Here is a 21912-nt window from a genome sequence, read left to right as displayed (position 1 = left end):
TTCAAACCTCCTTTCCGGCAAACCGTATGTCGCTTTTGATTTCATTTCCCCATACGTCCCAACCAGGGGTATGCTGCCTTGCAAACAGTTCAATACGCGGTAGGTCGCCCATAAGGGCAAGTATCTTTTCCCGCGTTATATCCGGCTTTTTGCTGTGCTGCTCAACAGGGGAAATAATAAATTGATGTACCTTGTTTGATTGTCGCTTCGGGTGTCCTTTGGTAGCAAGCAAGCAGATTTCCGCATTTCCTCGCGTCCAAAAGCCCAAGCCATAAAACCAAGTGGGCGATTTCCGATTTTGCTTTAACCATACAAAGGCAACGGATTTATAGGTAAATCCCCAAGCCTTGATTAACTGCAACGCTTCTTTAAGCTGCGGGAACGTCGCCCATAGGAATAAAATACAGTCCTTATCCGCAATTTCTTTGACGGGTAAAGCGCAAAGTTCCTCAATACTCATAGTGGGATAGTGCTTTTCCGCTGCGCCCTGTACCTTGCTTCTCGCGTATCTCCAAGGGGGATCGGCGTAAATGATTTTGTATTTCTTCATCTGCACCCCCTTAATGCGCGCTGAATACGGATTTTGCAAGGCTTCCCGTTTTGAAAAGCGTAAAACACAAGAGGACGGTATAGCCCATGCAAGACCAGATCGCGCCGGATATGTCATCGGTTGCTGCGATTGTCTGTATCAAAACCGCATAAATACCGACGCACACAAGAATTAGAAAAGCCTGAAAACCGAGGGCAAGCAAGGATTTTAAGTAGTTCTGTCCCATGCCGCCCCATTCACGATTTACCATTGTCGCAACGGGGATAGGGGCGATACTCGTTACAAGGTATATTTCAATCATGCGCCCGTACACCACCAGCATGATACAGATAGACAACGCTTTCATGGTAAGCCCCACAAAGAGTGATTGAAACCATAGCCCCAAAAGCCCGCCGACGCTCATAGCGTCCAGCTTTGCTTCTATATCGGTGATAACGGTTGCAATATCTATGCTTGTGTCGGATATGATAACGCCCGCGCTGTCGTTGACGACGCTCTGTGTAATGTCAAATACGCCCATGACGATGTTCCAAGTATTTGTTACCAGCAGCACCGCAACAAAGGTTTTGAAAATCCACTTGAAGAAAATCCAAGTGTCGAGATCGTGCAGATTGTTTTTCTCAATTACAAGCTGGATTAGTTCGTAGCACATGACAAAGGTAATGATAACGCCCGCAATCGGCACAATGACGTTTTCCGATAGGCTGCGTATCATATTGAATATGCCCGCGTTCCACCCGGCGGGGGTTGTGCCGACTTGCGTTGCGATTTCTCCAACCTCTGTATTTACGCTGTCGAACAGCCCGGAGAGATTAGAGAGTATTCCGTCTGTCAAAATGCCGCGAAACCAATCTTCAATCATCTGCCATATCAAAAGCTAATCCCTCCTTTCCCGCGCCCTCCCGCGTGAAGCGGGAGAGCGCGGCGGGTAGTGTTAGTTTGTGGCATTATCCAAACAGGCCGGAGAGCAGCGGGACAAGGGTAAGGCCGATAAGGGCAACGCCGCCGCCCGCCATCAACTGTTTCATGCCCTGCGACTTCGCGCCGGGGTTATCGTTGCCGTACCCCTCCATGAGGTTAATGCCGCCCCAAATGCCAAGTCCTGCGCCAAGCGCGATTACCAAAGTCTGCAATACGTCAACTGCGCTGTTGAAAAAATCCATATAAACCTCGCTTTCTGCCGCTAAAACGGCTCAAAAAATGTTGTTGGAAATAAAAATGCCGCCGTTTTTATTCGGCGGCTGCGTCCTCGTCGGACAAATCTATTTCGTATATGTCAAAGGGTTCGTCGGGCTTTACGATTGCCGGACGGGTGGACATATACCGTTCAACGTCAAAAGCGTTTTTCTTGTCGAAGTCGGAAAGGTATTTGTAGTTCGGGTGCTGCGTTATATCGTACTTATCGCTGAAAAAGGGGCGCACGCCGCGCAACTGCAAAATACATTTTCCTCCGTCCATAACTGCGATTTCGTCCTGTGTCATCAACTCCTTTCCCAATTTCTGATAATTGAGGCCATGAGAAACCTGCGTGCCGCGATTTTCGGAAGTGTTGAAACTGTCGATTGTTTCACGTCCCAAGTTCTCCGAAATATCCTTTGCATTTTTCCCGCGCCCTCCCAAAAACAAGGTGCTGTCGGCATTGTCAAGTATGATTTCTGCCGCGTCCTTGTAAATGGCTTTTAGCTGGCTCTGCGATTGCAGAATGATAGAAGCCGAGATTTCCCGGCTGCGGATTGTGGCAATCAATTTTTCAAACTGCGGGATTTGTCCAATGTTTGCAAACTCGTCTAACAGGCAGCGAACATGAACCGGCAGCTTGCCGCCGTATTCGTCGTCGGCCTTGTCGCACAAGAGATTAAATAACTGCGATTGCAGCATAGCGATAACAAAATTAAACGTGCTGTCCGTATCGCTCATAATCAAAAACAAAGCTGTTTTTCTGTCGCCTAACGTGTCAAGTTCTAATTCGTCGTAGGACATAAGATCGCGCAATTCCTTTATATCAAAAGGAGCGAGCCTCGCACCGCAAGAAATGAGGATTGATTTTGCGGTTTTGCCCGCCGCCAATTTATATTTTCGGTACTGCTTCACCGCGAAATGGTCGGGGTCGCGTTCTTCCAAGTCGGCAAACAGCAAATCGACGGGGCTTTGATATTCCTCGTCGTCCTCGCGGGCTTCGCTGGCGTTGATAAGTTCCAACAGGGTAATAAAGTTCATTTCCTCGGCGGGGGCTTCGTACCAGATGTAGCCCACCAACGCGCAATACAAAAGCCGTTCTGCCTTTACCCAAAAATCCTCCGCGCTTTTTTCTCCCTCACCTTTGGTATTCGCTATCAACGTATTTACCAGCTTCAAAATATCTTTCTCGCTGCGGATATACACAAAGGGGTTGTAGTGCATAGATTTTTTGAAGTTAATCGTATTCAGTACCTTAATGCGGTAGCCCGCCCGTTGCAGCAGCTTCCCGCACTCAATCAAAACCGTACCTTTCGGGTCTGTCAAGACGTAAGAGGAATGAAGCTGCATTAAATTCGGCTTGACGAAAAACCTTGTTTTTCCGCTGCCGCTGCCGCCGATCACGACGACGTTCTTATTTCTTGCGTACTTCGGCTGCTTCGGGCGGCTGTTCATGGTAAGGCGTTCCGTCTGTGTCAAAATGATGTTGTTTTGAAACTCCGGGTCTATGTAGGGCTTAATATCTTCGGCGTTTCCCCATGAAGCGTTTTGTCAAGTGCTATTTTGAGTTATTGACGCACAATCAAAGTGAAAGCGCGAAAGTGCAAAGCGCAAAGGGTCTGCACTTTGCGTTTTCAGCTTGCGGGTTCGGGCGGCTGCTTCTTCTTGATGAAGTTGTACCATTGACCGCCGACGCGCCTTGCATCCAAAACACCGCCCATGTTGCGCTTGGCGTTCTGCACCGTCCTTTCAGATATTCCGGCTTCGGCTGCGGCCTTTACAATTTCCTCGCTGGCAAGCTCTTTCCCGTCTGCAAGCAGGTCAAGTATCAGCCGTTCCGCCTGTTCGGTCTTGGTGGCCGTGTTGCCGCCCGCGCCGGATAGCAGCTCGTCGGCGGTAATGTCATACTCGCCTATCCACGAAAAGCCCGTTTCCGGGTCAAGGCAAAAGGCAACGGGCTTGCCCTCCGGCGCAAGGGAAGATTTGTCATGGACGATAACGCGCACATTTGGCTCCCGCTTCACGCGCCCAATCAGCAGGACGCTCCTTGCTGCGGCGCGGAAGTCAATAGAACCTAAGCCCCGGTATGCGCTCTGTCCTCCGGCGGCTTTATTCAAGTGTCCGATAAGGATAACGGCGCACCCGGTACGCTCGGCAACATCGGCAAGGCGGCGGAACATGGGGCGCACCTCGTTTGCCCTGTTCATGTCGGTCTTTTCGCCCATGTACGCCTGTATGGGGTCAAGGATAATCAGCCGCGCCCCGGTCTGCCGGATAGCTCTCTCTATGCGCTCGTCGGAAAGGGAAAGCCCCTGCTTGCTCTCATCAATGACAAGAACACGGTCAAGGTCTGCTTCGGCTTCCATAAGGCGGGGCTTGATGGTGTCGCCCAAACCGTCCTCGGCGGTCTGGTAAATCACATTGAATGGCTCATGCGCTGCCATGTGGGGGAACGGCTTGCGGTTGGTACAAGCGGCGGCAAGGCGTAGGGCAAAGGTGGTCTTGCCCTCGCCGGGGTTGCCTTGCACAATGGTTACTTTCCCAAACGGGATATACGGCTCCCATAGCCATTCAACGGTCTGCGTGTCAACCTCGCTCATGCGGATAATCTCGACGGTTTCTTCCTGCGGCGGCTCTTTCAAGCCGTAAACAGCTTCCCGGATATACTTCCCGTCTGTGATTTCTGCCCGGTGCTGCAATACCTCGTTCCAATCCTTGAAAAGAGGGATAAGCCGGTGGACGGTATAGCCCTCCGGCATGAGCTTTACAAGGCGGCTGCAAGCGTCGTTCCCGGCTTCATCGCTGTCAAGGCAGAGGTAAACGGTCTTGATGTTCGGACGGTCAGAGAGAAAGCGGAGCAGGGCTTTTTCTCCCACGCCGCCCAATGACAGGTAGCTTTGCTTCTGCCATTCCTTTTTGAACAGGCAGAGGAAAGAGATCAGGTCAATGGGTGCTTCAAAGACAAACAATCTTTCGCCCTCGCCCCGGTAACAGAAGTTAAAGGCTTTGTCGCTGCCTTTCACATCAAGCCGGAAGTTTCCCGCCGTTCCTTTGCTGTGGGCGTAGCGCGGTATTCCGTCCTCGTCCCGCCCCACAAATACGGCGTTGTGGTGGGCTGCGTCCTCGTAAATATCGCCGCGGGCAAAGAAAAAGCCCGTCACATCTTCATCAATGCGGCGGGCTGTTGTGAGGTAGTTCCTCGCTGTTCGGTTGTCGCTGTTTGGGGGTGGTAGCCGGAAGTCGGATAGGGACGCGGGGCAAGGTCTGTCCGGCGGCGGTGCGGCTCCCTTTTCTCCTGTGAGAAGTTCTACGGCTTCGGTGAAGCTCTTGCCGAAAAACTCCATAACAAAATCAACGGGGCCGCCGCCCTTGCTCTGGCTGTGCCTGTACCACTTGTTTCCCCGGACGGTCAAGCTGTCGTGCCGTTTCCAGCGGTATTCATTCCCGGCGCGGGTAAGCTGCTCGCCCTGTGATTGCAGGAAAGAAACAAGGTCGGCTTGGTTCGCCCGGTCTATCTGTTCTTGGGTGTAATACAAAAAGCTCAACTCCTTTCATCGTTCTAAGTCGTGCCGCTTGGCGCGGGTCTGCTCCGGCTGGTCGGCTTTCAGCGCAATGTCAACACACTTGCGGATATTGTGCAGCTCGGCAACCTCGGCGCGGGTTTCTTTCAGCTTGGTATATTCCGCTGTTCTCTGCCCGCTGAGAGTGGCGTACTCTTTTTCCCATTCAGAGATAGGCAAGGTCTTTGTCCCTTTCGGCAGATTTGCATGGAGATAGCGGCTCGCTGCGTTCCATAGCGTAAGCTCGGCGCGGTGGGCTTCCTCGTACTTGTCGCGCTTGCTCGTCCAGCCATTTTTCAGCTTTTTCAGCTCGTCGTGAATGGGCTTGTACTCGGTGTAGTTCTTCCCGTATTCAATCAGCTTTTGCAATTCTTTCATGCGCTTCTCGGCGGTTTTCATGCCCTCCCGGATAGCGTCGGCTTGGTCGCTGACAGAGGAAAGGGCAGCGTCCAGCTCGTCAAGGGTGGAAATGCCATGCTCGGAAAGATAGTTGACCGCCTTTGCAACGGTTTTCAGTTCGTCGGCGGTGTGCTGCCTTTGCCAACTCTGCGAATACTTCCGGCTCTTTTCTCTCTGAACGCTTAAATACTTCATGATATTGTCAAGATTAGTTGACACATTTATTTCAAGGATATCACTGACTATGCTACCAGTTCCAAATCCTCATAATACTGTCTGCGTTTTATCATGGGAGGAAGCCCGCCATTGGCAGAGCAGATCCTCCGGTTATTCCAGTAGCTGAGGAAGTATCTCCAAATGAGCGCCTTTAATTCCTCTACCGTCATCTGCCTTGTGTCATAGCGGTCATAAAGGAGCTCTGTCTTCATTCTGGCCCACATACTCTCACAGCGTGCATTATCATGGCAGCGTCCTCCTGCACTGTTCATGCTTTGGTGGATGTGGTGCTCCCGGATGGTCTGGCGGTAAGACTCACTGGTATACTGTGTCCCACGGTCACTGTGGATGATCGCTCCTTCCAATGCGGGATATGCAGTCAGGGCATTTTCCAGTGTTTGGATACACAGATCTGCTTTCATGTTTGTCCCCATTGACAGACCGAGGACGCTAAGATCAAAGCAGTCGAAAATCGCAGATACATACAGTTTCCCATTGCGTGCCGGGATCTCCGTGACATCTGTAATACATTTTTCTAATGGGGCATCTGAATGGAAATCCCGCTTCAACAGATCATCCGATTTCATGGCTTCCCGGTCTGCCTTTGTAAGTCCATTCGGCTTTCTCTTTGGCCGATGGCTCAGGCCGATCTGATCCATAACCCGGTATACGGTCCGTTCACTGGGTATATGTACGCCCTCCGGCTGCTTCAGCAACAGCGCCTGATACATCCGGATCCGTCCATAAGTATCGTTACATTCATCCTCACTGATGATTTCTTTCATGGCATCCGCCAGATCCTGGTACTTCCATGGACGGTCTTTGTTTGCGAGATATTTATAGAAGCCCTGCCGGCTGATACCAAGCATCCGGCAATAAAATGAAATTTTTCCGGTAATCCTGCCGTCCTCTGTTTTCAAAGCGAGAAAGATCATTCTCTGGTTTTTGCTGACTTCCGACGGCTGGCGGCGAAAAAAGCGCTGGCTTCCTCCAGAAATTCATTTTCTTCCTTCAGGCGGCGGATTTCTTTATCCTGCTCCTTCACCCGCTTACGCAGCATGGTAATTTCTTCTGACAGGCTCATTGCACTGGCAGGGGTATGGGAACCTTCCCCAACATCCAGCTTACCAGCTCTTACAGCTTTCAGCCATGTATGGATGGTTCCTTCAGGGATTCCTAATTCTTTAGCAGCCTTAGCGCCGCCGATTTCTTTGGCAAGTTTCACTGCCTGTACTTTGTATTCATGGTCATATTTACGTGCCACTTTGAATACCTCCTTATTCTCTTGGTTTTATTATGAAATCCTTGAGAATAAGCTGTCAACTTTTTTTATACCACACCATCATCAGCAGATTTGCAAGGCCGGGGGATTGCGGGGGCTGCTCCGGGGCGGTTTCCCGCGCCTTGAACAGTTCGCCAATCCATTCTTTGAGCTTTCCAATCTGCGCCCGGATTTCCCGGATAAGGCGGTTTGCTTTTTGGATATTCCGGTTCAGCTCGCCTTTCTCGGTGGCTATGCCTTTCTTCTCCATTTGACAGGCCGCCACGCCCATGTGGACGGTGGGCAGCTCGTCAATGCCGCGCTCGGCGTTGCTGCGGTGGTCGATGCGCTCCGGGCTTCCGGCGCGTTCAAGGTAGGCGTTTGAAATATCCGCCCATGCCTTGCGCCATAAAAGCGCGTTGCCCTTGTCGTTCCAGCCGGTCAGGTCAACTTTGCGGGCCTTGTATTTGCCGCTTGGCAAGCGAATACGCTCGCCGTTTTCATCAAGGTCATATTCCTTTTTGGACTTCGCCGCCCATGCGCCGCGCTCGTCAAGGGGGCGCATGGTAAGCATGATGTGACAATGGGGATTGCCCTTGCCGGTGTCGTGAATGGCGTAATCAACGCACATTCCTCTGGAAACAAATTGAGAGGAACAGTATTCCCGGACAAGCCGGATCTGTTCCTCTCTGGATAACTCTATGGGAAGCGCCGCGTCAATCTCTCTGGCAAGCTGGGCGTTCCCGGCTTTCTCGTAAAGCTCCACGCTGTTCCACAAGGTTGAACGGTCAGAGAAAGAGGGCGGGGCATTGGGCGGCAGTAGGATTTCCGTATGGACAACACCGCCTTTGCGGGTGTAGTCGTGGGTCATTCCGTCCCACTCATTTGTCAACTTTTCGCCGCTTCGGTAGGCGGCTGCGGCAACGGCTGATTTGCCCTTGCCCCGGCTGACAATGCTGATATTACAATGGTAGATGGCTATGGGTATCACCTCCCGGATAGGATAATAAAACCCGCAAAAATGGTACAGACGCCAACGGCGGGTGTACTGTTTTTGTGGGTGTGCAGGGATAGCCGCGTAAGCGGCGCAAGGGGTGCAGCCCCTTGTTGCGGCAAAGCCGCCAATGTCGGTCAGAGAGGGAAGCAAGCGGCTTTCTCTCTGTGCCGACAAGCCCTCGGCAGAGCGCACGCACCCGTAAGGGTGTATAAGTGCGCCCTTTGTGCCAAAGGGATTATTCGCTTTTCCCGCCCTTGGTGCGTTTTTTCAGATAAGCCCGCGCTTCCTCGCTCGTCAAGGCAAGCCGGAGAAAGGCGGCGGCTTCCTCGTCGGTCATGGTCTTGGCTTCCGGCACAATGCTCTCAAAGACCGCACCCCGGACGATCAGCCGATGGCTGCGCGTCCTGCGTTCCTCTTGGGATAACTTTTGCCGCAACACCTTTTCCCGGTTTTCAAGCTGCCGGATTTTCTTCTTCCCGTCCTCAATCTCGGCTTGCAATTCCTCGCGGTTTTTTTCTCTCGGTTTCGTCATGGGTGGTCACTCCTTTCTACCTGTCGGCATAGAAAAAGGACAGTCGATTTCCTCGGCTGTCCTTTTGATTAGGGTGTTTGGTTTACTCCGTTCTGCTCAATAAATGGGAATATTAAATATCAATACGCCCTTTAATACATTCCTATTAAAACATCAGCTTCGATTGTCAAATGTGTGAGAGTACGCCAATCAACGCAATCTTTTTCAACGCAAAAGAGAAGCGGCGTCATTTCAATAAACGACATTCTTTGTTCTGATGACAACTGTACGGTGGCTGAAACCGTTTCTCTTGAAATGGTTTTAAGATATTTCTCAAAATATTCAACGACAGACTCATTTGAATAATCTGGATTTTTCAAGTGTGCTTGCACTTTAGTCCTGATTTCCCTCAAATGATTTTTCGTAGGAATTACTTTCACAACATATCCGTTAGGAGATAGCAATCGCTGAAATTCTTTGTAGTGTGCAGGCGAAAATATGTCTAAAATACAATCCATACTTCCGTCTTTCAAAGGGATTTTTGATAAGTCAGTAACAAACCACTTCACTGCTTTGCGCTTGTCTTTTTTTGATGCAATCTGTATTGCCTCCCTTGACAAGTCAAAGGCAAAGATGTTTCGTTCTGTTCTTTGCTGTATCTGCCTTGCATAGAAACCCTCGCCGCAACCAACATCTAAAATGTTTCTTATAGATGGCGTATCAGAAATAAACTGTATGATTTTCTCCAACACAACATCATACATGCCATACTCCAAAATTTGGTGCCGGTTGTCAAAAGACCGCTTGCTGTAGTTGGTTTTGGGCGATGATTTTAACAACAAATTTACATACCCATATCTTGAAATATCAAAGCAATGTCCATGTCTACAAATTAGGCTATTGCCTTGTATATCCATTGATTTTGTGCAAATTGGGCATTGAAAATAAACCTTGCTGTCTGCAAAGCGTGATAAATTATTATTCATTTGTTTTTCCTCCGTAATTACATCTCTGCTTCAATAAGCGAGTTATGCAATACGGATAACCGCAACATAACTCGCGGTTTTATCTTAATCTCATAAATGTAACCATTGTGTTGTCCTCCAATCAATTCCGCAGTATTACTCTGCTTTTAGAAAAAGTATAGCACAAAACTATGAACATTTCCACTCTATTTCAGCCTGTCGGCGGCGTTGCTCTCTCTGGCGTACCGCCGCGCCGCTTCCCGCCGTTCCTCGCTGTATGGGGCGGTCAGACGGAAAGAGAAGCGGCCTTTCTCAATGTCAAACTCCATGCAGCCCGTTTCCGGGTCTGCGTCGGTCTGGCGGCACACATCGGGGTGCTGCTCGGCATAGGCGGCAAGCCGCTTCTTCAAGTCGGTATTGTGGGTACGGATATGGATCAACGGGTCTTTCTCATCAAACCAGATGTCTGTGGTCTTTTTTTGCTTGGGAAGCCCTGTTCGCATAAACTCTCCTTTCTGCGCCCCTGTTACGCAATAGGGGCATTTTTCGGGTGTTTTCTCCGGCTCTTGACTTGGAGAAAACGGCGTTTTTGACGATAAAAACCGCCCGGACGGGGAATGTATCGTCGGGGCGGCTGTTATCGCAAAATTTCCGATTTTTCCGGCTCTTGACCGTCCTGCAAGCTGTCGGCAAGTATCACTTTGAGCAGCTTGTCGCGGAATGTTTCTGTGCCGCTGTGATTGAAAAACAATTCCGCAACGATGGTCTGTCCGTTCTTCTGTGTCGTGATGATACTGTCGGGGGTCTGTTCTGCCATAGGCGGCTCCTTTCTCCGGGCGCGAAAAAGGGATTTCCCGTAGCCCGGAAAATCCCTCTTAGTTGTCGGTATTCTGTTTTACTGTGCGGGTGCTGCGGCGGCGGCCTGCGCCTTTCTCCTTGCCCGGTATTCCCGCGCTTTCATGCGGTCATATTCCCGTTGCTTTTCAAGGTTTCGCGCCCGGTACTCCCTTGAATACTGCCGGTGGTAGGCGCGGCTCTTTTCCTTTTGGGCTTCTTCGATTTCCTCCCGCATTTGCCGGACTTCCTGCTCCGTAGGCTCTGCAAGCTGCGTCACTTCGTTCTCAAATCTGCCGATATAGTTAAAATATATCCCGATGTGCTGAACAGCCTGTTTTGCCCTTTTCTTGTCGCGCTCATGCACTTCAATCCGGCTGATAAACTCGTTGAGAATGGCGGGGGTCAGGTCAGTAAAGGCGGCATAGCGTTCCGTCAGCTTCAAAAACTTCTGCGCCCGCCCTCCCGCGTTCTCATAAGCGGATAGCTGCTCTTGGAGTGTGGCAAGCTCCGTTTTCAGTGTGTAGTATTCTTCCGAATATTTTTGCGACATTTGCTCATAGCGGTCTTGCGGGATAGTGCCGAGGGCGTTGTCCTCATAGAGCTTATTCAGCACCTTGTCAATCTGTTCAAGGCGTGTCGTGATTTGCGGGATACGTTTCTGCTGCTTCTTGGTCTGGTCGGTCTGCTGCATGGCAAGGTTCTTTTTCACTAAGGCTTCAAACTCCGCCCGGTTGCTGATAGAGTAGTCCTCGATTTTCTTCAGCACTTCCGCGACGGTCTGCATGAGCAAGTCCGCGTCGATGATGTGTGGGGAATGGCACTTGGGGTTTTTGGCTTTCCCCTTGTGATACTCGCTGCAATAGGCAACATGCCGCTTGCCGCCGTTCCTGTAATCTATGCGGATGTGCATTTTTGCGCCGCAATCCTTACAGAAAAGCAAGCCCGACAAAGGGTGGATTTCCCCGTCCCCGTTGGGGCGTCTGACGGGCGCGTTTTCCAAAATCCGCTGTGCGGTTTCAAAGTCGGCGCGGTCAATAATCGGCTCATGCACATTTTCGGTTATCTGCCATTGGCTCCGGTCTACATAGTGGTTCCGCTTGTCCCGGAAATGCTTTGTAGTCTTGAAGTTGACTACATCGCCGCAATACTCCTGCCGCGTGAGGATATGGGTCAAGGTGACTTTGTTCCACTTGTAGCGGTTATCCTCATTGAGCGCCTTGTTTTTACACGTTCCCCGTCCCCGGTCTTTCATGTAGAAAGTAGGGGTAGGGATTTGCTCCTGCGTCAGATATACGGCGATTTGGTTGCGGTTCTTCCCGCCGATAAACAGACGGAAAATAAGGCGCACAACCTCGGCGGCTTCCTCGTCGATTATCCAAAAATCCTTGTTGTCCGGGTCTTTCATATAGCCGTAGGGGGCTTCGGTGGCAATCGGCTTTCCGCTCATGCCCTTCGTTTTAATGCCGGTCTTTACTTTCTTGCTGATGTCCTTTGCGTACCACTCCGACATGATGTTGATAAAGGGCGCAAACTCCAATGTGTCGGGCTTCTCGCTGTCTATCCCGTTGTTGACCGCGATAAAGCGCACATTGTTCCGTCTGAATATCTCCATAGCGTTGCCAACTTGGAGATAGTCGCGCCCCCAGCGCGTCAGGTCTTTCATAATGCAGACACCGATTTTTCCGTTTTCTACATCGTCCATCATGCGGGAATAGGCAGAACGGTCAAAAAATCTGCCGCTTTCGTCATCGTCAATGTAGTGCCGGATATTGGTTAAGTGCTGTCCTCTGGCATAGTTCTCCAAAAAGATTTTTTGGTTCTGTATGCTGTTGCTCTCACCGCCGTCCCTGTCCTCGTCGCCCACGGAAAGGCGGGAGTAAAGGGCGGTAATTTTGCTATAATCAGTCATGTGCATAACCTCCTGTGCGTCCATGTAGGTGTCCTTTACACTTAAAATTATGCACTCCATCGGGCAGAGCCGTACTCCGCGCCCTTGCGGTATTTCTTCGCGTTTTTCCCTTTGACATAGACAATCAAGCGGATAATCACCGCGCCGACAATGCCGACAAGCAAATCCAGCGGGTAAATGCTCGGCAAGGCACTTTCAAAGGCTGCGGAAAATCCCTGCGTGATATTCAGTATCTTTGCGGAAATATCCGCGCCGGGGGCAAGCCGCACCGCCTGTCCGACTTTATCAAAGAGTGATATTGTCAAGATTAGTTGACACATTTATTTCAAGGATATCACTGACTATGCTACCAGTTCCAAATCCTCATAATACTGTCTGCGTTTTATCATGGGAGGAAGCCCGCCATTGGCAGAGCAGATCCTCCGGTTATTCCAGTAGCTGAGGAAGTATCTCCAAATGAGCGCCTTTAATTCCTCTACCGTCATCTGCCTTGTGTCATAGCGGTCATAAAGGAGCTCTGTCTTCATTCTGGCCCACATACTCTCACAGCGTGCATTATCATGGCAGCGTCCTCCTGCACTGTTCATGCTTTGGTGGATGTGGTGCTCCCGGATGGTCTGGCGGTAAGACTCACTGGTATACTGTGTCCCACGGTCACTGTGGATGATCGCTCCTTCCAATGCGGGATATGCAGTCAGGGCATTTTCCAGTGTTTGGATACACAGATCTGCTTTCATGTTTGTCCCCATTGACAGACCGAGGACGCTAAGATCAAAGCAGTCGAAAATCGCAGATACATACAGTTTCCCATTGCGTGCCGGGATCTCCGTGACATCTGTAATACATTTTTCTAATGGGGCATCTGAATGGAAATCCCGCTTCAACAGATCATCCGATTTCATGGCTTCCCGGTCTGCCTTTGTAAGTCCATTCGGCTTTCTCTTTGGCCGATGGCTCAGGCCGATCTGATCCATAACCCGGTATACGGTCCGTTCACTGGGTATATGTACGCCCTCCGGCTGCTTCAGCAACAGCGCCTGATACATCCGGATCCGTCCATAAGTATCGTTACATTCATCCTCACTGATGATTTCTTTCATGGCATCCGCCAGATCCTGGTACTTCCATGGACGGTCTTTGTTTGCGAGATATTTATAGAAGCCCTGCCGGCTGATACCAAGCATCCGGCAATAAAATGAAATTTTTCCGGTAATCCTGCCGTCCTCTGTTTTCAAAGCGAGAAAGATCATTCTCTGGTTTTTGCTGACTTCCGACGGCTGGCGGCGAAAAAAGCGCTGGCTTCCTCCAGAAATTCATTTTCTTCCTTCAGGCGGCGGATTTCTTTATCCTGCTCCTTCACCCGCTTACGCAGCATGGTAATTTCTTCTGACAGGCTCATTGCACTGGCAGGGGTATGGGAACCTTCCCCAACATCCAGCTTACCAGCTCTTACAGCTTTCAGCCATGTATGGATGGTTCCTTCAGGGATTCCTAATTCTTTAGCAGCCTTAGCGCCGCCGATTTCTTTGGCAAGTTTCACTGCCTGTACTTTGTATTCATGGTCATATTTACGTGCCACTTTGAATACCTCCTTATTCTCTTGGTTTTATTATGAAATCCTTGAGAATAAGCTGTCAACTTTTTTTATACCACACCAGAAATAGACAAAGAACACATAGGGGATATTCGGAAGTATTAGCTTTTTGTAGTTAATCTGCTTCATATCTCGCGCCCCCTGTCCATTTTCTTTACCTTGTCGCGGGCGGCGTTAAGCTGCTTTGCCTTGTCCTTTGCAGCGGCAAGGGCTTTGCGGATAGAGGGCTTTTTCTCCCTGTTCAGCTTCTTTGCGGAAAACTCTTGAAACGCTGCGGTCATAACGTCTGCGTCCCGGCCTTTGAAAAACACAAGGTAGCGGGTCTGCTCGCCCTTAACCTTTTTCAGCGAAAAATCTATGTTGTATTTCTTCGCCGTACTCTCAAAGGCTTTAATATTGCTGTCGGTGATCTCGATGTTGGAAACACCCGCGTTCTGCTTCATAAGCTGCCGCATGGTCTGTTTCCCATGCGCGGGCTTGCTTTTCTGCTCCAAAAACTTTTGGATTGCTTTCTGCAACGCCTGTTCGGTAAGCCGCGCCGCGCCTTTTCCCACTTTGACGTATAGGGCAATCGTTTTTTGGGTTACTTCCTCCTGCAAGGTATCAACTCCTTTCCCGGTAAAATGCGGCTATGCTCATTCGCCGCCGTATAAGTCGTGATTGACAAGGGCGGTATAGTAGCTGTCAATGGTACTCGGCGCGTTGAACAGCACCGCTTTTAGATACTGCTTGATGTTGCGCACTTTGGTTGTGTTCTCCCTCATGCAATCCAAAACAAACTCAATATGGCTGCTGTTCAGCTTCAAAAATTTGGATTTCACCAGTTCGGCGGGGTAGTCGTCCCCGGCAATACGGATTGTCTTTCGCGCTGTGCAGACGGTTTCCAGCATGAGGTCAACAATCTCATTTAGGCGGTCTTTGTCCATTTTGGGGTCTTGAATGAGAATGTCATACTCGATATTGTCCTTGATAATCTCCCTGTAAATCTCTACTGCGCTATTGCTTTTCGCTTCCGTTCTTTTCCTTTCCGGCGGCGAAGCCGCTTCGCCCTGCTCAAAGGGCAAGGGATTTAGGGAATGGAATGGAAAGGAATGGGTACTTGATAAATCAGTAATTGATTTTTCTTTACTTGATATATCTTTATTTAATTGCGTTGGATTTTCCAACGTAGGTTTTTCCTGCGTAGGTTTTTCCAACGTTGGATTTTCCAATGTTGGATTTTCCAACGCAGGTAAATCCAATATAGGCGGCTGTCCGACGCTGGTAGCTGCTTCCGGCTCTCGCGGCTGCGGCTGCTCGTATATGACGTAATCCGCGCCCCGCAAGCGTCCCTTTTCGTCGCGTTCCCGGCTGCGCACGATATATCCGGCTTTTTCGAGTTCCTTTACCGCTTCGCGGATTGCGTCGATCTTCTCCCGGTTGATATGGGATAAGCCCGCAAGGGTATAATCCCAATCCTCCGGCAAGGACAGCATTTGCGAAAGCAAGCCTTTTGCTTTTAAGGACAATTCCTTGTTTCGCAAGTGGTGGTTGCTCATAACGGTATATCCCGTATTTCGCTCCACTCTGAAAACTGCCATTTTTCCTCACTTCCTCTCTTGGTCTGCGTGGACAATTAGAAAGCCGTTTTCGGCTGTTTTGGTATTGCAATATGCCCTTTGCCGTTTTCGCGTCTGCAAAGCCGCATGACACAAGGGCTTTTGCCCGTCTATTTGTCCATGCTGGCGGGCGTTTTCCGCGTCCTTTTGCCGGGGCAATAGGGACACTCTTTGAAAACGCAAAACTCATATTTCCACCCGGGGCGGTAGAAACGGCAAGTGCCGCAATCTTCATCATCTCCGGCACAACCGGATTGATAGCGGTCAAATCCCGGCTTCTGCTGCATGAGCAGTTCAAATGCCCGCTGCTTGCCTTTTATGAAATACATTCCGGCTGTACCTCCTTTCCTGCGGGCATAAAAAAACGGCGTTACTTTCTCCCCAAAAGGGGTTAAGGTAACGCCGCTTGTGTGCGTATTCAGTTTTTAACACATTCCCTGTCTATCCGCTGTCCGCAAAACCATTGATTTTATTAGCTTTTTGCCGCTATCGCTATCACACCTCATTATTCTTCAGTCCAGGGGAACCAACGGGGGTTACTATATCGGCAGCCGGGAGTTTGAGCTGCCTGAGCTGAAACTTCTTGTAGATGCGGTTCAGGCGTCAAAGTTTATCAGCAGGAAGAAATCAGAGGAGCTGATCGGCAAGCTGGAAAGTCTGTGCAGTGAAAGTGATGCAAAACAGCTGCAGCGCAACGTATTTATATATAACCGCGTCAAGACGGGAAATGAGACTGTATATTATAATGTGGATCAGATACACACAGCCATTCTCAATGACAGACAGATCGCATTTCATTACGGAGAATGGACTGTTCAGAAGACTCTGAAATTAAAGAAGAACGGGGAATTATATAAAGCAAGCCCCTGGGCGCTGACATGGGATAATCAGAATTATTACCTGATTGCTTATGATGAGTCAGCGGATTTTATCAAACATTACCGGGTGGATAAAATGCAGGATCTGGATGTTCTGGAAGAGAAAAGGCTGGGCGGACAGAGGTTTCAGAACTTTGATCTGGCGGCATTCGCGAAAAAGACATTTTCCATGTTCGGAGGCAGAGAAGAAAAGGTTTCCCTTATCTGCAGCAATGATATGGCAGGGGTCATTATAGACCGGTTCGGCAGCGATATTATGCTGATTCCTTCAGACGGAGAGCATTTTAAGGTAAATGTGCCGGTAGCGGTGAGTCCGCAGTTTTTCGGCTGGACGGCAGGACTCGGAAAGAAAATCCGGATAGCCGGTCCTGAAGCCGTGAAAAAGCAGTATATCGGATACCTGAAAGAACTGCTGGCGTCCTACCCGGAAGAAAATATTTAAAATGATAAATAAAAAAGCGCAATAAAAATCCACTGTCTCGTCTTTCTTACGAACAGTGGATTTTCAGCTCATTACATCCATTGGCCTTACCTCCTTATTTATTTTTCTTATCTATCTGAAACTATTTATAAAAAATAGTGTTTTCTGATGTGATTCATTTACTTTCCCATTGGACTGTACCTCTTTTCTTTTGATGTAATTATAATAACTTACAAAAGCAGAAATGTCAATAGAAAATCAGAAAAAATATATGTAAAATATTAAATTACAGAATATTCTGAAAATATATAGGGCTGTAAATCAGGAAATTCATATTTAGAAGAAAGAGCGGCCGGACAACATATAAAAAAAACGCTAAAGTCTTGGCGGAGAAAGAAATATGATATTGACAACTTACTCCGGCGATGTTATTTTTTTGTTAAAACCATGTAAAATAAATGACAGGAGGAAGACAAAGAATATTGAGTGCAGATGCGGCATACTGCCGCAGGCAGAAATTTTTGTTTTTCCCTGTCTTTTTTTGCGTAAAGATAAGCTGTAATTTTACATGGCAACAAAAAAAGAATATATGCAAAGGAAGAGAAAGAGAGGCAGCTTTATGGATGTTTCATTTTCGGGATTTTTTCAGGAGGTATTATCAAATCCTGTTTTGACAATCACGGTATTGCTTACCCTGGGCGTTATTTTTGTAAACGGATGGACAGATGCGCCGAATGCGATTGCCACATGTATTGCGACACGGTGTATGAAGGTGCGCTCCGCGATCTGGATGAGCGCGGTATTTAATTTTCTGGGCGTGCTGGTTATGACCCATATCAACAGCTCCGTGGCATCTACCATCAGTAATATGGTGGATTTTGGAGGAGAGACAGATATGGCTCTGGTAGCCTTGTGTGCGGCGCTGTTTTCTATTGTGGTGTACAGTGTGGCGGCGTCTGTATTCGGTATTCCCACCAGTGAGAGCCACAGCCTGATTGCCGGCCTGTCGGGAGCGGCAATTGCCGTGCAGGGAGGTGTCGGCGGCATTAATTTCGATGAATGGGTCAAGGTTCTTTATGGACTGGTATTAAGTCTTGCTCTGGGATTTTTTACAGGATGGATTATCTGCAAGATCCTTTCTGTCATCTGCGCGGCAATGGATAAGCGTAAAACAGATGGATTTTTTAAAGGAGCTCAGATTTTCGGTGCTGCATTTATGAGTTTTATGCACGGCGCTCAGGACGGACAGAAGTTTATCGGAGTCCTGTTTCTGGGAATTGCCTTCTGCAACGGCCAGAGCAGTGTAAATGGCATGACGATCCCGGTATGGCTGATGCTGCTTTGCAGTGTGGTTATGGGCGTGGGAACAAGTGTAGGCGGAGAAAAGATTATTAAATCTGTAGGCATGGATATGGTCAAGCTGGAGAAGTTTCAGGGTTTTTCAGCGGATCTGGCAGGTGCGTTCTGTCTGCTGCTTTCCAGTACATTCGGTATTCCGGTGTCCACTACCCATACAAAGACAAGCGCGATCATGGGCGTGGGAGCAGTAAAGCGGATCTCGGCAATTAACTTTGGCATTGTAAAGGACATGATGCTGACCTGGATATTTACATTTCCAGGCTGCGGCCTGATCAGTTTTGTAATAGCAAAGTTGTTCCTGGCGATATTTTAAAAATATATTAATTGTACTATAAAATAAAAAAGGAGTCCTTTTGCAGGACGTACAGGAGGAATAAAAAATGGGAAAGAAACAGGATGCATATTATTTTAATACTTTTACGGCGTGTGCGGAGGATGCCTGCAGAGCGGCCCAGCTGTTGAAAAGCGTACTTGAAAATTTCAAGCCGGAAGAACTTGAAACGCAGCTTGAGAAACTTCATGAGATCGAGCACAGTGCAGATGAAAAAAAGCATGACATTATGGATCATCTGGCAAAGGAGTTTATTCCGCCGATTGAAAGAGAAGATATTGTATCTCTGAGCCAGAATATTGACAATGTTACAGACAAAGTAGAGGATATTCTGCTTCGCGTTTACATGAATAATGTCAGCCGGATCGGAGAGGACGCGCTGGCTATGATGGATGTAGTCGTACAGTGCTGTGAGGCGGTGCGGGAACTGCTGCAGGAGTTCGCGGATTTCAGACGATCAAAAAATCTGAAAAAAGTAATAATCCGTATTAATGATCTGGAGGAAGCTGAGGACAAGCTCTTTATGACGAGCATGAGGAAGCTTTATATAGAATCAAAAGATCCCATTCATATCATTGCCTGGAGAGAGATCTATATTTATCTCGAACGGTGCGCGGACGCCTGCGAACATGTGGCAGATGTGGTAGAAAGTATTATAATGAAGAATTCATAAAAGCATAACAGCACGCAGAGTATGCAGCTGTGGCCTGAGGAATTTTTTTCTCAGATCACAGCTGTATTCTTTTTATACAAAAGATATAACCATGCAGGAAATTCCGGTTGCAAAATGTCGGGAAATGGAACAGAATAGATGATATAGAGAAAACACAGAATATTCAGGTAAATCAGAAAGATCGGAAAGGAAGAAAAATGGAGAGTCAGTCTTCAGAGATTATTATTATCGGGGCGGCTATTATAGATATTCTTGTCTGCCCGGCAGATGAAGAAGTATTCCGGTCAGGCTCTTCTTCTGCGGAAGAGATCCGTATGTCTACGGGGGCGGATGCTCTTAATGAGGCAACGGTTCTGGCCAGGCTGGGGAAACGGGTGCGCCTTGAGACGGTTATAGGCAGCGACCGGGCGGGAGCTTTTATCCGGGATCACTGTCAGAATTCAGGAATTGAACTTCCGGAAGACTGTGAGAGAGAGGGACTCCCGACGGGGATTAATGTGGTTCTTATAGATAAAACGGGAGAAAGACATTTTCTTACCAATCCGAAAGGATCCCTGCGCAGCCTGACTCTGGCGGATATCCATATGCCGTTCTGTGAAGACGCCGGCATTGTGTGTTTCGCGAGTATTTTTGTTTTTCCACGAATCGGCGCGGAGGAACTTGAGATTATCTTCCGGCAGGCGAAAAAGCAGGGAAAAATCGTATGTGCAGACATGACGAAACGGAAAAAGAATGAAACAGTGAAAGATATTGCCGCTGCGCTGCAATATGTAGACTATCTGTTGCCGAATGCAGAAGAGGCCATGCTTCTGACCGGAGAAGAGACGGTAGAAGAAGCGGCGGATTCCCTGGCAGAAGCCGGAGCAGGCAATGTAGTAATCAAATGCGGTCAGAAGGGATGCTATTTGAAAAGTGCACAGAAGTCAGAATGGGTTCCTGCTGTAAGCGGGGTAAGATGCGTGGATACTACGGGAGCGGGAGACAGCTTCGCGGCAGGCTTTGTGTATGCTCTATCAGAAGGAAAAAGTCTGAGAGAGTGCGCGGAATATGCCAATCAGTGCGGCGCAAAGGCTGTAGGTTCGGTGGGGGCTGTTGAATGGACGGAACAGATATAAAAAATGGGAAGGAGCAGAAAATATGGCTGCTCCTTTTTATAGTTATAAATTGTTAATGCTTTCTGAATTTTTCTAAAACAAGATGAAGGATACGGACCGTTTCATCAGATGAGTAAAACATATTATCATATATATTATGACAGAAGTCAAAAAAAGTAAAAAGCAGACCAGGTTCTGATATATCCAGGTAAACCAGATTTGTTCCGGAATCGACAGGGAACATGAGGTATCCATTTTTCTGACTTACGAAAAGGAATAACTGGTTTTCTACATTCCCTATATTATGCTTAAGCATTCTGTATTTTTTTAGTCGGCAGCCATGTAAAAGCTGTCGCAGTAAGTAGATTCTGTCCGACATATCCAGAGGCATATAAGCATCAGCCGGATATTCTCCGATCTTTCCGGTTTCCATAAAATGAAGAATCCCATTTATTGAAAAAATATAAGTTATATTATTTGATTTTTGTTCAGCTGTCAGTTTTTGTGTATAATTTTTGAATTTTTCTATAAAAAGTGCCCGGTTCGGAATGTCGTGAATAATATACTTTTCCATAATGCGGTTTGTAATAAAAGGTGTCAGACAGGGCGTCATTTGAAAAGAATATGCCGTATTCTCTCCTGCCATGATGGCAGTAATATATTCCAGTTGGGCAAAAATATTATCGATTCGTTTCAAAAGAGGAGTTAACCGATTAATGTATTTATCAAAAATACTTTTAAATAAATTAATAGAAGCAGGATCAGATGTCAAATAGCCTTTCTGGATATCAGCGGATAAAAGACATGCATATTTTTCGGAAATTACAATATAGGGAAACATTCCGATACTGTCTGTTTTGGAGGTAATATTATCATAGTAATAACAACAGTTGTACATTGGGATGGTTCCATACAGCGGTAGAACCTGCCTGAGGCAGTTCAGGTTATAATTTCTATGGGAATGAGTTGTCATCGAATTATTATTTAAGCAGATAATATGATCAATCCGGGTATTAGCCGCACTGCTGCTTTCCGCTGCGAGAAACGCCATTATATATTCGAAATCCGGCTGAAACAAAAGGCGAAGGTGTCCGGTATCCTTAGTTAATTCCAAAAGAATAATATGGGACAGCGCATGATTTATTTCATTCCGCGAGTTCAGTACAATAGTGCCGCTGCTATTCAGTACGGATACGGATGTGGTATCCTGTTCTGAAAAAGAGGACTGCGTCGGGTTGAATTCCGAAAAAAATTTCAGTACATCTTTGCGGCGGTAATAATTATCATGACCGAGCAGAGAAATCTGGTAAGCTTCCTGAAGCTCTGCTTCTTCAGCCGGAAGGAGATGCAGAAATTTGCATATTTTATTAACCATTTCAGAAGAATTAGGTTTCCGTTTCCCATTGATTATTTTGTACATATTAGAGCGGTCCAGACCACAATATTGCGCTAGAGCATAGGTTTTTATATCTTTGCTGTGGATATAATAGGCCAGCAGTTCCGAAAATTCAGACATGAAAATCCCCCTCTAAAAATAAACTGTGAATAGAAGTATAGATAAAATGAAATAAACATTCTATAAA

At 48.0% G+C, this 21912-nt stretch carries 23 protein-coding genes and 2 pseudogenes; 4 read left to right on the top strand and 21 right to left on the bottom strand.

Annotation, left to right across the window (positions count from 1 at the left end):
- Position 1: 1 nt before the first annotated feature.
- The 20 genes and pseudogenes from AC0QUU_RS02110 to AC0QUU_RS02015 form a co-directional block, all read right to left on the bottom strand.
- Positions 2–550, bottom strand: coding sequence for an MT-A70 family methyltransferase (locus AC0QUU_RS02110; protein ID WP_002604480.1), 549 nt, complete (start codon positions 548–550; stop codon positions 2–4).
- A 10-nt stretch (positions 551–560) separates the two neighbouring features.
- A complete protein-coding gene (locus AC0QUU_RS02105) occupies positions 561–1412 on the bottom strand; it encodes a VirB6/TrbL-like conjugal transfer protein, CD1112 family (protein WP_003502113.1) in 852 nt (283 codons plus the stop codon).
- Between the two features lie 85 nt (positions 1413–1497).
- The gene (locus AC0QUU_RS02100) at positions 1498–1713 is read right to left on the bottom strand and encodes a Maff2 family mobile element protein (protein WP_002604482.1); all 216 of its coding nucleotides are present in this window, start codon (positions 1711–1713) and stop codon (positions 1498–1500) included.
- A gap of 67 nt (positions 1714–1780) precedes the next feature.
- Positions 1781–3274 (bottom strand): annotated as a pseudogene (locus AC0QUU_RS02095) (VirD4-like conjugal transfer protein, CD1115 family); the annotation flags it as partial.
- Between the two features lie 86 nt (positions 3275–3360).
- The gene (locus AC0QUU_RS02090; protein WP_035393622.1) at positions 3361–5262 is read right to left on the bottom strand and encodes an AAA family ATPase; all 1902 of its coding nucleotides are present in this window, start codon (positions 5260–5262) and stop codon (positions 3361–3363) included.
- Positions 5263–5277: 15 nt separating this feature from the next.
- Positions 5278–5880, bottom strand: coding sequence for a hypothetical protein (locus AC0QUU_RS02085; RefSeq protein WP_474544393.1), 603 nt, complete (start codon positions 5878–5880; stop codon positions 5278–5280).
- 47 nt (positions 5881–5927) lie between these two features.
- On the bottom strand, positions 5928–6836 hold the full coding sequence (locus tag AC0QUU_RS02080; RefSeq protein WP_474544391.1) for an IS3 family transposase: 909 nt from the start codon (positions 6834–6836) through the stop codon (positions 5928–5930).
- Positions 6833–7165: a transposase gene (locus tag AC0QUU_RS02075; protein ID WP_072524275.1), complete on the bottom strand. Its 333-nt coding sequence runs from the start codon at positions 7163–7165 to the stop codon at positions 6833–6835. The genes AC0QUU_RS02080 and AC0QUU_RS02075 overlap by 4 nt, the downstream gene beginning before the upstream one ends.
- Positions 7166–7220: 55 nt before the next feature.
- Positions 7221–8333: a MobQ family relaxase gene (mobQ, locus tag AC0QUU_RS02070; RefSeq protein WP_474544392.1), complete on the bottom strand. Its 1113-nt coding sequence runs from the start codon at positions 8331–8333 to the stop codon at positions 7221–7223.
- A gap of 61 nt (positions 8334–8394) precedes the next feature.
- Entirely contained in the window at positions 8395–8691 is a 297-nt protein-coding gene (locus AC0QUU_RS02065; protein ID WP_016147288.1) for a DUF3847 domain-containing protein, read from the bottom strand.
- A gap of 131 nt (positions 8692–8822) precedes the next feature.
- Positions 8823–9656: a methyltransferase domain-containing protein gene (locus tag AC0QUU_RS02060; RefSeq protein ID WP_002584969.1), complete on the bottom strand. Its 834-nt coding sequence runs from the start codon at positions 9654–9656 to the stop codon at positions 8823–8825.
- 185 nt (positions 9657–9841) lie between these two features.
- Positions 9842–10138: a P-loop NTPase family protein gene (locus tag AC0QUU_RS02055; RefSeq protein WP_005930687.1), complete on the bottom strand. Its 297-nt coding sequence runs from the start codon at positions 10136–10138 to the stop codon at positions 9842–9844.
- 134 nt (positions 10139–10272) lie between these two features.
- A complete protein-coding gene (locus tag AC0QUU_RS02050) occupies positions 10273–10452 on the bottom strand; it encodes a transposon-encoded TnpW family protein (protein ID WP_005930684.1) in 180 nt (59 codons plus the stop codon).
- Positions 10453–10530: 78 nt separating this feature from the next.
- Positions 10531–12381, bottom strand: a complete 1851-nt coding sequence (locus AC0QUU_RS02045) for a recombinase family protein (protein ID WP_206197938.1) — start codon at positions 12379–12381, stop codon at positions 10531–10533.
- A 56-nt stretch (positions 12382–12437) separates the two neighbouring features.
- Positions 12438–12701, bottom strand: a pseudogene (locus AC0QUU_RS02040) (VirD4-like conjugal transfer protein, CD1115 family); the annotation flags it as partial.
- 21 nt (positions 12702–12722) lie between these two features.
- Entirely contained in the window at positions 12723–13631 is a 909-nt protein-coding gene (locus AC0QUU_RS02035; RefSeq protein ID WP_474544391.1) for an IS3 family transposase, read from the bottom strand.
- Entirely contained in the window at positions 13628–13960 is a 333-nt protein-coding gene (locus AC0QUU_RS02030; protein WP_072524275.1) for a transposase, read from the bottom strand. The genes AC0QUU_RS02035 and AC0QUU_RS02030 overlap by 4 nt, the downstream gene beginning before the upstream one ends.
- 140 nt (positions 13961–14100) lie before the next feature.
- Complete coding sequence (locus tag AC0QUU_RS02025; RefSeq protein ID WP_002604484.1) at positions 14101–14574, bottom strand: PcfB family protein; 474 nt, start codon at positions 14572–14574, stop codon at positions 14101–14103.
- Between the two features lie 36 nt (positions 14575–14610).
- A complete protein-coding gene (locus tag AC0QUU_RS02020) occupies positions 14611–15555 on the bottom strand; it encodes a DUF6017 domain-containing protein (RefSeq protein ID WP_058118388.1) in 945 nt (314 codons plus the stop codon).
- A 128-nt stretch (positions 15556–15683) separates the two neighbouring features.
- Complete coding sequence (locus AC0QUU_RS02015; protein WP_058118389.1) at positions 15684–15902, bottom strand: hypothetical protein; 219 nt, start codon at positions 15900–15902, stop codon at positions 15684–15686.
- Between the two features lie 151 nt (positions 15903–16053).
- Here AC0QUU_RS02015 and AC0QUU_RS02010 point away from each other — a divergent pair, with 151 nt between their 5' ends.
- The 4 genes from AC0QUU_RS02010 to AC0QUU_RS01995 all read left to right on the top strand — a co-directional run bounded on the left by AC0QUU_RS02010 (position 16054) and on the right by AC0QUU_RS01995 (position 20350).
- Positions 16054–16893, top strand: a complete 840-nt coding sequence (locus AC0QUU_RS02010; protein WP_474544390.1) for a helix-turn-helix transcriptional regulator — start codon at positions 16054–16056, stop codon at positions 16891–16893.
- A 598-nt stretch (positions 16894–17491) separates the two neighbouring features.
- Entirely contained in the window at positions 17492–18544 is a 1053-nt protein-coding gene (locus AC0QUU_RS02005; RefSeq protein WP_474545504.1) for an inorganic phosphate transporter, read from the top strand.
- Between the two features lie 67 nt (positions 18545–18611).
- Positions 18612–19235 carry a DUF47 domain-containing protein gene (locus tag AC0QUU_RS02000; RefSeq protein WP_474544389.1) on the top strand — a complete coding sequence of 208 codons (624 nt, stop codon included), beginning with the start codon at positions 18612–18614 and terminating at the stop codon, positions 19233–19235.
- A 197-nt stretch (positions 19236–19432) separates the two neighbouring features.
- Entirely contained in the window at positions 19433–20350 is a 918-nt protein-coding gene (locus AC0QUU_RS01995; RefSeq protein WP_474544388.1) for a carbohydrate kinase family protein, read from the top strand.
- A gap of 52 nt (positions 20351–20402) precedes the next feature.
- Here AC0QUU_RS01995 and AC0QUU_RS01990 read toward each other — a convergent pair whose 3' ends face one another.
- The gene (locus AC0QUU_RS01990; protein WP_474544387.1) at positions 20403–21845 is read right to left on the bottom strand and encodes a helix-turn-helix domain-containing protein; all 1443 of its coding nucleotides are present in this window, start codon (positions 21843–21845) and stop codon (positions 20403–20405) included.
- Positions 21846–21912: the final 67 nt, after the last annotated feature.

This window comes from Mediterraneibacter sp. HA8405, assembly GCF_056148955.1.
Note: the sequence above shows the minus strand (reverse complement) of the source record. Positions and strands in the feature narration are given on the sequence as shown.